The organism is Marinomonas sp. IMCC 4694, from assembly GCF_008122525.1.
Lineage (GTDB): Bacteria > Pseudomonadota > Gammaproteobacteria > Pseudomonadales > Marinomonadaceae > Marinomonas.
Window position 1 is genome coordinate 3,330,521 of sequence record NZ_VSRV01000001.1, and the last position, 12,060, is coordinate 3,342,580.

Genomic DNA, 12,060 nt, shown 5'->3' on the forward strand with positions numbered 1-12,060 from the left:
TTTTTCACCTAAACCGAAGTGGCGTCAGTCACATTAGGCATCAATACGTTTGTATTTAATACGCGTTGGTGTGGCTTCATTACCCGTCCGTTTCTTGTAGTCGGCTTCGTATTCAGCGTAGTTCCCTTCAAAGAAGACGGCTTTAGAATCGCCTTCGTACGCCAATATGTGCGTCGCGATACGGTCAAGGAACCAACGGTCATGGGAAATAACAATCGCAGCGCCTGGGAAGGCAAGTAGCGCGTCTTCCAATGCACGCAAAGTTTCTACGTCAAGGTCGTTTGTCGGCTCATCCAGTAGCAAGACGTTGCCGCCTTCTTTCAGCAATTTCGCAAGGTGCAAACGGTTACGCTCACCACCAGACAAATGCTTAACCAATTTCTGTTGATCCGATCCCTTGAAGTTAAAGCGACCAATGTAAGCACGAGACACGACTTTGTAATTGTTCACCGTGATCATGTCTTGGCCATCGGCGATCTCTTCGAAAACGGTTTTGTCGCCGTCAAGTTCACGCATTTGATCGACGTAAGCCAGCTGCACGGTTTCACCCAAAGTCACTGTACCTGTATCCGGTTTTTCCGTGCCAGCGATCATTTTGAACAGAGTCGATTTACCCGCTCCGTTACCACCGACCACACCGACGATGGCACCTTGCGGCACCACCATGTTGAAGTCTTCTAGTAACATCTTATGCTCGAAGCTTTTGCTTACGCCTTCGATTTCGATGACTTTAGCACCAAGGCGCGGCCCTGGTGGAATGTACAATTCGTTGGTTTCGTTACGATCTTGGAACTCTTGAGAGTTCATTTCTTCGAATCGAGCCAAACGCGCTTTGGATTTAGACTGACGACCTTTGGCGCCTTGGCGAACCCATTCAAGCTCCGATTTAATCGCTTTTTGATGAGACGCTTGTTGTTTCGCTTCGGTTTGTAGTCGAGCGTCTTTCTGCTCTAACCAAGACGAGTAGTTGCCTTCATATGGAATACCGTGGCCACGGTCAAGTTCCAGAATCCAGCCAGCCGCGTTGTCGAGGAAGTAACGGTCGTGGGTGATTGCTACCACAGTGCCCGGATAATCTTTCAAGAAACGCTCTAACCAAGCCACGGATTCGGCATCCAAATGGTTGGTTGGCTCGTCCAGTAAGATCATGTCGGGCTTGTTAAGCAACAGACGGCACAACGCCACACGGCGACGTTCACCTCCAGAAAGGTGCTCTACTTTGGCATCCCAATGGGGAAGACGAAGGGCATCGGCCGCGACTTCGAGCGCACGCTCTAAATTGTGACCTTCTTTCGCTTCGATCAAAGCTTCAAGTTGGCCTTGTTCTTTCGCTAGCGCGTCAAAGTCCGCATCGGGCTCTGCGTATTCTGCGTAAACCGCATCCAAACGTGCCATCGCATTAATGACGTCAGCAAACGCTTCCTCAACAATACCGCGTACATTTTTTTCTGGATCAAGTTGAGGCTCTTGTTCCAAGTAGCCGATTTTAATGCCCGGCATGGGACGTGCTTCACCGTTGTGCTCGGTATCCACCCCCGCCATGATGCGAAGAAGAGTCGATTTACCAGAACCGTTAAGACCCAAAACACCGATTTTTGCGCCAGGAAAAAAAGAAAGAGAAATGTCTTTGAGAATCTCACGTTTAGGAGGAACCACTTTCCCAACGCGATGCATGCTATATACAAACTGAGCCATAAAGAATCAACTTATCCTATGAATAATAAAATGAATGAATACCGTGCCTAAAAAGTGCCATAAGAATAGCACAAATCTTGTTACTGCAGAATAATCAGCGCCGCGCCGATCACGACAAAACACGCCCCAACCCATGCGCCCATAGTGGGCCTTTGTTTGGTGGTGATCCATAATCCAGGTAAAATCAGCACAGGCACGACCGCGGATAACGTGGTTACCACGCCCACATTCGCATTCCCTACGCCCCAAACCAGCACGCTCATGCCGATCACCATACCAATCGTTGCCAATGTCGCAATACCAACAAAGTCTCGACGTGTCAGTTGATTGAAAGGAATCGCATCAACCGATTGTTTGTGTCGATAAAAAAGAAGATACGTCACCGCCAAGGCAATCGCACCGGTACTGACACGCAACGCCGACACCGCAATTGGATCCGCGCCGTCGAGCAACGCCGGCTTACTCAATAGCGCACCACTGGCCTGCCCCAACGCCGCCCCAAGCGCCAACACAATCCCCGTACTTAATTTGCCTTTAGTTTGCTCCCACGCATGCGCATTGCTACGTTTACCGAACAAAATCGCCACCACCACGCCCGATAAAACCAAACCACAGGCGAACAACTGACTCAGCGTCAATTGCTCATTCAAAAATAACCAGCTCAATACTATCGACAAAGGTGCATTGGTCGCAAACAACACGCCTGTACGACGTGGACCAAGGCGGTGTACCGCACTAAACAGCAAGGTATCACCAATAAAAATCCCCAATAAACCCGACAACATAACGACCTCGGTATGGTGCCACAACGCTTCATTAAAACGCTGTCCCATCACGCTGATCACTAACAGAATCGCACTGGCAATCGCAATACGCACTGCGTTAAAACGCATGGTGCCAAAGCGTTGTATTAGACTCGGAGCCATCAAACTCGACAGAGTCCAACAGAGCGCAGCAACTAAGCCTGATAATTCAGCAAATGGCATAACCGTCCTTATTCGCACATGCCAGCTCGGTAGCTAAATCGTGGCGAGGTTGATATGATTTAAAGCAGACAATAACCGCCTCAATCGGGGCATTCTCACACCAAATTAGCCCTATTGGAAGCCCTATGCGATGCCCTTTTTGTGGAACTCAAGAAACGAAAGTCGTGGATTCTCGGCTGGTATCGGAAGGTGCACAAGTACGCCGTCGTCGAACTTGTAGCCAATGCCAAGAACGCTTTACCACCTTTGAAGTAGCCGAATTACAAATGCCTAAACTGATCAAAAGTGACGGCAGCCGAGAAGTCTTTGACGACGACAAGTTACGCAACGGCATCATCAAAGCGATTGAGAAACGCCCCGTTAGCATCGAAGCGATTGAAACGGCCATCACTCGCATCAAAGAAAAAATGCAAGCCACTGGCGAGCGTGAACTGCCCTCTCGCTGGACGGGTGAAGCCGTCATGGAAGAGCTGCAACGGCTTGATCAAGTGGCTTATGTGCGCTTTGCTTCCGTCTATAGAAGTTTCAAAGACATCAGTGAATTTCGAGAAGCCATCGATCATTTAGAAAATCGCTGCGCCGCTCCCAGCGCTTCATCTACCTCGACATCAGAATCCACTAAAGAAGATAAACTATGACTCTTTACACACACGAATACTGGATGGCGAAAGCGATTCAACTCGCCCAAAAAGGCCTATACACAACACACCCAAATCCTCGCGTTGGCTGTGTTCTAGTCAAAGATCAGCAGATCATCGGACAAGGGTTTCATGCAAAAGCAGGCGAGGGCCACGCTGAAGTTAACGCTCTGGCCGACGCAAACCCACATGATGTCATCGGCGCGACAGCCTACGTCACATTAGAGCCTTGCAGCCATCACGGCAGAACTCCACCCTGCGCAGACGCCTTAATCAAAGCCGGCATCGCTCACCTTGTTTATGGCATGCAAGACCCGAACCCAGAGGTTTCAGGGCGCGGCTTAACCAAAATTAGGAAGGCAGGCATTACCATCACAGGGCCTATTTTAGAAGCCGATTGCGAAGCCTTAAATCCAGGTTTTATCAAACGTATGCGCGAAGGTTTACCCTACGTTCGCGCCAAATTAGCCATGAGCCTAGATGGTCGCACAGCAATGGCGTCAGGCGAAAGTCAATGGATTACCGGCGCAGATGCTCGTCTTGATGTGCAACGACTACGCGCACAAAGCGACGCCATCGTCACAGGCATCGGCTCTGTCTTGACCGACAACCCCAGCATGACAGTACGCATCAACAGCAACGACCAAAACACCGATGCTAAAAACGTACGCCAACCTATCCGCGTGATCATGGACACCGCTTTGTCTATCGTACCCGAAGCCAAAATTCTCTTCCCAGCGCAGCAAGCGTGGTTGTTCTCCATTGAAGAAGAAGTCGAAACAGAACATCTGGATACGTTGACCAAAAAAGGCGTCACCGTAAAATTTGCGCCTCGTGGTCACGATGGCCGACTGGACTTGCTCGACGCTATGGAACAACTTGCTGATGCCGGTATTAATGAAGTCCTTTTAGAAGCGGGCGCCGAACTGGCGGGAAGTTTCTTGCAAGCGGGGCTTATTGACGAGATCGTCGTCTACATGGCACCTAAACTGCTTGGCTCTAGTGCTCGCCCCCTGCTTACCTTACCTTTAGACAGCATGGACGAAGCGGTCGAATTGACGCTGAAATCCGTTCGACAAATCGGCCAAGATATACGCTTAATCTATCTTCCAACTTATGTAGACGATGACTTTGAAGAATCACTTTTAGAAGAATAAAAAATACGCTTTGCATAGTAAGATAAAACTGACTTTGTTGAGAAACGGCGAATAAAAATTGCTATAATCGTCAACCAAGATCTACCCTATACCTGTTGCTTTGACCGGAATGAACGTAAAAACTATCAAAGCGACTTCTAAACAGACAAAACGCCTGCCCAAATGGCAGCGTCGTCTGGATAATTGAGGCAAAAAATGAGCGAAATGGAAACAACAAACGACCAAAATCCAGCACCGAAACGCAAGGAAAAGAAGCCTTCTCGTTCGCAAATGCGCAGCGCTTCTCGTCGTTTGGCATTACAAGCAGTCTATCAGTGGCAGATGAACCAGTCCGCGATTAGTGAGATAGAAACACAGTTCGTAATGAATGAAGAGCAGGAAATGAATGCTTGCGATAAACTGTATTTTCGCGAGTTATTGCAAGGCGTTACGGCCAGCGCAAAGAAACTAGACAACCTATTTGAAGAACTTTTAGATCGTCCATTAAGCGAATTAGACCCTATTGAATTAGCCATCATGCGCATCGGCTCATTCGAATTGTCGCAACGTTTAGACGTACCTTACCGTGTTGCCATCAACGAAAGCGTAGAACTTGCAAAAGGCTTTGGCGCAACCGAAAGCCACAAATACGTCAACGGCATTCTAGACAAACTAGCACAACGAGTACGTCGCGAAGAAATCGCGGCTCGCCGTAATAGCTAACAAAGCAAAACTCATCGCTGACCTGTAAGCGATACATCAACAATGAAAGCCTCGAATGCTCGCGCACTCGGGGCTTTTTTATGTCCATTAGTTTTCAACTAACCATCTGAATAACACGACGTTAACAGGCAAAAGACTGACGGTGTCAGCGTCACAACCCTTTCTATAGGACGCTACATTGGTTTTTTATAAACGCGTAAAAATAAGGATATGTGATGACCCAAATATTATACAAGGTCTGGCCGTTATTACTGGGCATTGTCCTTATTATGCTGGGAAATGGCATGCACTTTACCTTGATTGGCTTACGTGGCGGCATTGAAGGGTTTTCGTCTACAGAACTCGCGATCGTCACATCTGGCTATTTTGTCGGGTTTCTCTTAGGTGCGCGTTTTACGCCCTTTCTTATTCGTCGAGTTGGGCATGTCCGCGTTTTTGCCGCGCTGGGCAGTTTCATGTCAGCGGGGCTGATTGCTTTCCCACTGTTAACTGAGTCTTGGCTGTGGACTGTATTAAGGCTCTTAGTCGGCTTTTGCATGTCTGGCATTTACGTCGCCGCAGAAAGCTGGCTAAACGATGCCGCCACTAATGAAACGCGGGGGAAGATTCTTTCTGCTTACATGATAGCCCAAACACTGGGCATTATCGGTGCACAAGGCCTACTAACACTCGGCGACGCACAAACCTCTGTGTTGTTTATTTGCGCATCCATTCTTGTCTCTATATCCTTCGCCCCTATTCTCTTATCTGTCGCTTCTGTCCCGGCAGTTGTAGTGGCTCAACCCATGCCATTACGACAACTATTTAACAGCGCGCCTTTAGGCACAGTCGGTATTTTTCTACTAGGCAGCGTATACGCCACTCAATCGGGTATGGGAGCGGTATTTGGCAGCCAGATAGGTATGTCAAAAAACAACATTGCCCTATTTATTGCCATGCTTTTCATCGGCGCATTGCTGATGCAATACCCTATCGGCTGGCTGTCTGATAGAATGGACAGACGCAAACTCATACTCTTTGCATCCTGCGCAGGTGGCTTATCTTGTCTAACGGGCATCCTGCCTAGCAACCAGCTATGGACATTAATGGCAGCGGCTTTTTTTGCGGGTGGCGTCACCACGCCACTTTATGCCTTATTCTTGGCGTACACAAACGACTCCCTCGATCCTAACGACATGCCAGCCGCCTCTGGAGGCTTAGTCTTCACCTTCGGATTAGGAGCTATTATAGGACCTTTGACTACTGGCTGGGCAATGCAACACTTTGGACCATCTGCATTTTGGCTCATGCTCTGCATCACCTTTTCCGCCATCGCGCTTTATGCTCTTTATTGCATGACACAGAACTATTCAACGGTTTCAATAGAAGAATCCGAAAGTTACCTCGGCGTCCTACCTACCGCCTCCCCCATTGCCGTTGAAGCCGCTGGCGAATGGGCTGTTGAACAAGCAGAGACCGAGCACGACAGCCAAAATACACAGTAATAAGCGTCTTGCTCTGCCAGTGACGCCGACGCGTCGAGGGACGAGACAGGCGCCAGTCACGGGCAGAGCAAGAGGCATGTAAGCTGCATAGATTATTAAGTTATTTCAGGCATAAAAAAACCCTGACAGCGTTAGCTATCAGGGCTTCTTAGTGTTTAAAGCTTGACGACGACCTACTCTCACATGGGATCTCCCACACTACCATCGGCGATGGCGCTTTTCACTTCTGAGTTCGGGATGGGATCAGGTGGTTCAACGCCTCTATGATCGTCAAGCAATTCTGTTTGCGTTTTCACGCGAATAGGATGCTTGATCTTCAACAATTCTTGTTTTGAAATAACGTAATCAAGGTTAAACCGATGTTCATCATGGTTGATGCTTTATCGCAATTCTATGTGTCTCATTCTGATGATTTGAGTTTTTTTTCTCTTCTCATCTAAAAACCACTTTGGTGTTATATGGTCAAGCCTCACGAGCAATTAGTATTGGTTAGCTCAATGCCTCACAGCACTTACACACCCAACCTATCAACGTCCTAGTCTCGAACGGCTCTTTAGGGGACTTATGTCCCAGTGAGATCTTATCTTAAGGGAGGCTTCCCGCTTAGATGCTTTCAGCGGTTATCCCGTCCGAACATAGCTACCCGGCAATGCCACTGGCGTGACAACCGGAACACCAGAGGTTCGTCCACTCCGGTCCTCTCGTACTAGGAGCAGCTCCTCTCAAATCTCAAACGTCCACGGCAGATAGGGACCGAACTGTCTCACGACGTTCTAAACCCAGCTCGCGTACCACTTTAAATGGCGAACAGCCATACCCTTGGGACCGGCTTCAGCCCCAGGATGTGATGAGCCGACATCGAGGTGCCAAACACCGCCGTCGATGTGAACTCTTGGGCGGTATCAGCCTGTTATCCCCGGAGTACCTTTTATCCGTTGAGCGATGGCCCTTCCATACAGAACCACCGGATCACTAAGACCTACTTTCGTACCTGCTCGACGTGTCTGTCTCGCAGTTAAGCGTGCTTTTGCCTTTACACTCTATGCATGATTTCCGACCATGCTGAGCACACCTTCGTGCTCCTCCGTTACTCTTTGGGAGGAGACCGCCCCAGTCAAACTACCCACCACACAGTGTCCTCGATCCCGATAAGGGACCTGAGTTAGAACCTCAAACATACCAGGGTGGTATTTCAAGAGTGGCTCCACGGTAACTGGCGTCACCGCTTCAAAGCCTCCCACCTATCCTACACAAGTAGGTTCAAAGTTCACTGTGAAGCTATAGTAAAGGTTCACGGGGTCTTTCCGTCTAGCCGCGGATACACAGCATCTTCACTGCGATTTCAATTTCACTGAGTCTCGGGTGGAGACAGTGTGGCCATCGTTACGCCATTCGTGCAGGTCGGAACTTACCCGACAAGGAATTTCGCTACCTTAGGACCGTTATAGTTACGGCCGCCGTTTACTTGGGCTTCGATCAAGAGCTTCGCTTGCGCTAACCCCATCAATTAACCTTCAAGCACCGGGCAGGCGTCACACCCTATACGTCCACTTTCGTGTTTGCAGAGTGCTGTGTTTTTAATAAACAGTCGCAGCCACCTGGTATCTTCGACCGATCAATGCTTACGGAGCAAGTCCTTCACACTAACCGGCGTACCTTCTCCCGAAGTTACGGTACCATTTTGCCTAGTTCCTTCACCCGAGTTCTCTCAAGCGCCTTGGTATTCTCTACCTGACCACCTGTGTCGGTTTGGGGTACGGTTCCTGCATATCTGAAGCTTAGAAGTTTTTCCTGGAAGCATGGCATCAACCACTTCACCCAAAAGAGGGCTCGTCGTCAGTTCTCGGTCTTCCCACTAAAGGGGGGTGCCCGGATTTGCCTAAGCACCCAACCTACCGCCTTAAACACAGACAACCATCGCTGTGCTGGCCTAGCCTTCTCCGTCTCTCCATCGCAATATGCACGAGTACAGGAATATTAACCTGTTTCCCATCGACTACGCATTTCTGCCTCGCCTTAGGGGCCGACTCACCCTGCCCTGATTAACATGGGACAGGAAACCTTGGTCTTCCGGCGGGGGAGTTTTTCACTCCCCTTATCGTTACTCATGTCAACATTCGCACTTCTGATACCTCCAGCCTGCCTTACAGCTTGACCTTCAACGGCTTACAGAACGCTCCTCTACCATGCCCATTACTGTAAACAGCAATTAAGCATCCGTAGCTTCGGTGTACAGTTTTAGCCCCGTTATATCTTCCGCGCAGGCCGACTCGACTAGTGAGCTATTACGCTTTCTTTAAAGGATGGCTGCTTCTAAGCCAACCTCCTAGCTGTCTAAGCCTTCCCACATCGTTTCCCACTTAACTGTAACTTTGGGACCTTAGCTGACGGTCTGGGTTGTTTCCCTTTCCACAACGGACGTTAGCACCCGCTGTGTGTCTCCCGTAATTGCACTCATTGGTATTCGGAGTTTGCATGGGGTTGGTAAGTCGGGATGACCCCCTAGCCCAAACAGTGCTCTACCCCCAATGGTGAGATACGAGGCGCTACCTAAATAGCTTTCGAGGAGAACCAGCTATCTCCGAGCTTGATTAGCCTTTCACTCCTATCCACAAGTCATCCCCAGCCTTTTCAACGGATGTGGGTTCGGTCCTCCAGTTAGTGTTACCCAACCTTCAACCTGCTCATGGATAGATCGCCCGGTTTCGGGTCTATTCCCAGCAACTAAACGCCCTATTAAGACTCGGTTTCCCTACGGCTCCACTACATGCTTAACCTTGCTACTGAAAATAAGTCGTTGACCCATTATACAAAAGGTACGCAGTCACGGAACAAGTCCGCTCCCACTGCTTGTACGTACACGGTTTCAGGATCTATTTCACTCCCCTCACAGGGGTTCTTTTCGCCTTTCCCTCACGGTACTGGTTCACTATCGGTCAGTCAGGAGTATTTAGCCTTGGAGGATGGTCCCCCCATATTCAGACAGGATAACACGTGTCCCGTCCTACTCGTTTTCATGATTAAGGTGTTTTCGTATACGGGGCTATCACCCTCTACGGCGACTCTTTCCAGAGCCTTCTACTAACACCAAAACCACTTAAGGGCTAATCCCCTTTCGCTCGCCGCTACTTAGGGAATCTCGGTTGATTTCTTTTCCTCCGGGTACTTAGATGTTTCAGTTCCCCGGGTTCGCCTCCACACAGCTATGTATTCACTGTGGGATACTCTACAAGTAGAGTGGGTTTCCCCATTCGGACATCTTGGGATCACAGTCTGTTTATCGACTCCCCCAAGCTTTTCGCAGATTACCACGTCCTTCATCGCCTCTGACTGCCAAGGCATCCACCGTGCACGCTTGGTCACTTGACCATATAACCCAAAATAGTTTTCATAAAATCAAACAAGGTTTGTTCTTATGTATTTTAGAATCACATACCAAAGGGCTTTTGTACCCCTCTGGATTTACGATAATAGAAGTCACTAGGTTAAAGTGAGCTTCCACCGGTTTAACGCTTGATTTATCGTTATTTCAAAATTCGAATTGTTAAAGAGCAAGTTTAGTGCAAAGCACTAAGTCAGAGACTAAAAATCACCCAACACCGAAGGCGTAAGATGACGTAGTGTCTTGCTTAGGACTCTATCCTAATCTTTAAATAGATATCATACAGGCTGATGAATAAGACCATTCATCAAGAGTATCATCAGATAATTTGTGTGAACGCTCACCAGAGGTTTCTATCGTTTAAGGAGGTGATCCAGCCCCAGGTTCCCCTAGGGCTACCTTGTTACGACTTCACCCCAGTCATTGACCACTCCGTGGTAACCGCCATCCCCGAAGGGTTAAGCTAGCTACTTCTGGAGCAATCAACTCCCATGGTGTGACGGGCGGTGTGTACAAGGCCCGGGAACGTATTCACCGTGGCATTCTGATCCACGATTACTAGCGATTCCGACTTCATGGAGTCGAGTTGCAGACTCCAATCCGGACTACGACGTACTTTCTGGGATTCGCTCACTATCGCTAGCTCGCCGCCCTCTGTATACGCCATTGTAGCACGTGTGTAGCCCTACTCGTAAGGGCCATGATGACTTGACGTCGTCCCCACCTTCCTCCGGTTTGTCACCGGCAGTCTCCTTAAAGTTCCCACCCGAAGTGCTGGCAAATAAGGATAAGGGTTGCGCTCGTTACGGGACTTAACCCAACATTTCACAACACGAGCTGACGACAGCCATGCAGCACCTGTCTCACAGTTCCCGAAGGCACACCAAAATCTCTTTCGGCTTCTGTGGATGTCAAGAGTAGGTAAGGTTCTTCGCGTTGCGTCGAATTAAACCACATGCTCCACCGCTTGTGCGGGCCCCCGTCAATTCATTTGAGTTTTAACCTTGCGGCCGTACTCCCCAGGCGGTCTACTTATTGCGTTAGCTGCGCCACTAAGTCATTACAACCCAACGGCTAGTAGACATCGTTTACGGCGTGGACTACCAGGGTATCTAATCCTGTTTGCTCCCCACGCTTTCGCACCTCAGTGTCAGTATTAGTCCAGGGTGTCGCCTTCGCCACTGATGTTCCTTCCTATATCTACGCATTTCACCGCTACACAGGAAATTCCACACCCCTCTACCATACTCTAGCTAGCCAGTATCCGGTGCCATTCCAAGGTTGAGCCCTGGGATTTCACATCAGACTTAACAAACCACCTACGCGCGCTTTACGCCCAGTAATTCCGATTAACGCTTGCACCCTCTGTATTACCGCGGCTGCTGGCACAGAGTTAGCCGGTGCTTCTTCTGGGGCTAACGTCAAGATAAGTCGATATTAGCGACTCACCCTTCCTCACCCCTGAAAGTGCTTTACAACCCTAAGGCCTTCTTCACACACGCGGCATGGCTGGATCAGGCTTGCGCCCATTGTCCAATATTCCCCACTGCTGCCTCCCGTAGGAGTCTGGGCCGTGTCTCAGTCCCAGTGTGACTGGTCATCCTCTCAGACCAGTTAGAGATCGTCGCCTTGGTAGGCCTTTACCCTACCAACTAGCTAATCTCACGCAGGCTCATCTAATAGCGGAAGGTCACAAGTGATCCCCTCCTTTCCCCCTCAGGGCGTATGCGGTATTAGCATGCGTTTCCACATGTTGTCCCCCTCTACTAGGCAGATTCCTACGCGTTACTCACCCGTCCGCCGCTCGACGCCTGGTAGCAAGCTACCTTCGTTTCCGCTCGACTTGCATGTGTTAAGCCTGCCGCCAGCGTTCAATCTGAGCCATGATCAAACTCTTCAGTTAAAAGTTTGCTCACTCAAATCTTTACACTAACAATTTAACTTAATCAGTCCATCATCCTAAGACAACAAACCAACATAAAGCGATTGCTTGTAGACTCTCGTAAGACTTCAATT

At 49.2% G+C, this 12,060-nt stretch carries 6 protein-coding genes and 3 rRNA genes; 4 read left to right on the forward strand and 5 right to left on the reverse strand.

Going from position 1 to position 12,060, the window contains the following annotated elements; translation table 11 throughout:
- Positions 1 to 33 precede the first annotated feature (33 nt).
- A complete protein-coding gene (ettA, locus tag FXV75_RS15345; RefSeq protein ID WP_148834785.1) occupies positions 34 to 1,695 on the reverse strand; it encodes an energy-dependent translational throttle protein EttA in 1,662 nt (553 codons plus the stop codon).
- An 80-nt stretch (positions 1,696 to 1,775) separates the two neighbouring features.
- The gene (locus tag FXV75_RS15350; protein WP_148834787.1) at positions 1,776 to 2,681 is read right to left on the reverse strand and encodes a DMT family transporter; all 906 of its coding nucleotides are present in this window, start codon (positions 2,679 to 2,681) and stop codon (positions 1,776 to 1,778) included.
- A 125-nt stretch (positions 2,682 to 2,806) separates the two neighbouring features.
- Here FXV75_RS15350 and nrdR point away from each other — a divergent pair, with 125 nt between their 5' ends.
- The 4 genes from nrdR to FXV75_RS15370 all read left to right on the forward strand — a co-directional run bounded on the left by nrdR (position 2,807) and on the right by FXV75_RS15370 (position 6,662).
- Entirely contained in the window at positions 2,807 to 3,319 is a 513-nt protein-coding gene (gene nrdR, locus FXV75_RS15355; protein ID WP_262368575.1) for a transcriptional regulator NrdR, read from the forward strand.
- Positions 3,316 to 4,476, forward strand: a complete 1,161-nt coding sequence (gene ribD / locus FXV75_RS15360) for a bifunctional diaminohydroxyphosphoribosylaminopyrimidine deaminase/5-amino-6-(5-phosphoribosylamino)uracil reductase RibD (RefSeq protein WP_148834789.1) — start codon at positions 3,316 to 3,318, stop codon at positions 4,474 to 4,476. Before nrdR ends, ribD begins: the two co-directional genes overlap by 4 nt.
- Positions 4,477 to 4,671: 195 nt before the next feature.
- Positions 4,672 to 5,178 (forward strand): transcription antitermination factor NusB, encoded by a 507-nt coding sequence (gene nusB, locus FXV75_RS15365; protein ID WP_148834791.1) that lies wholly within the window; start codon positions 4,672 to 4,674, stop codon positions 5,176 to 5,178.
- A 215-nt stretch (positions 5,179 to 5,393) separates the two neighbouring features.
- Positions 5,394 to 6,662, forward strand: coding sequence for an MFS transporter (locus tag FXV75_RS15370; RefSeq protein WP_148834793.1), 1,269 nt, complete (start codon positions 5,394 to 5,396; stop codon positions 6,660 to 6,662).
- Positions 6,663 to 6,822: 160 nt separating this feature from the next.
- Here the strand turns inward: FXV75_RS15370 and rrf are convergent.
- The 3 genes from rrf to FXV75_RS15385 all read right to left on the reverse strand — a co-directional run bounded on the left by rrf (position 6,823) and on the right by FXV75_RS15385 (position 11,947).
- A 5S ribosomal RNA gene (gene rrf, locus FXV75_RS15375) occupies positions 6,823 to 6,937 on the reverse strand.
- A 183-nt stretch (positions 6,938 to 7,120) separates the two neighbouring features.
- A 23S ribosomal RNA gene (locus tag FXV75_RS15380) occupies positions 7,121 to 10,031 on the reverse strand.
- A 374-nt stretch (positions 10,032 to 10,405) separates the two neighbouring features.
- Positions 10,406 to 11,947, reverse strand: a 16S ribosomal RNA gene (locus FXV75_RS15385).
- Together the 16S, 23S and 5S rRNA genes form the textbook arrangement of a ribosomal RNA operon.
- Positions 11,948 to 12,060: the final 113 nt, after the last annotated feature.

Excerpts from the sequence above, each read along its gene's own strand:
- ettA (WP_148834785.1), bottom strand. The coding sequence starts at position 1,695 with ATGGCTCAGTTTGTATATAGCATGCATCGCGTTGGGAAAGTGGTTCCT.
- FXV75_RS15350 (WP_148834787.1), bottom strand. The coding sequence starts at position 2,681 with ATGCCATTTGCTGAATTATCAGGCTTAGTTGCTGCGCTCTGTTGGACT.
- nrdR (WP_262368575.1), top strand. The coding sequence starts at position 2,807 with ATGCGATGCCCTTTTTGTGGAACTCAAGAAACGAAAGTCGTGGATTCT.
- ribD (WP_148834789.1), top strand. The coding sequence starts at position 3,316 with ATGACTCTTTACACACACGAATACTGGATGGCGAAAGCGATTCAACTC.
- nusB (WP_148834791.1), top strand. The coding sequence starts at position 4,672 with ATGAGCGAAATGGAAACAACAAACGACCAAAATCCAGCACCGAAACGC.
- FXV75_RS15370 (WP_148834793.1), top strand. The coding sequence starts at position 5,394 with ATGACCCAAATATTATACAAGGTCTGGCCGTTATTACTGGGCATTGTC.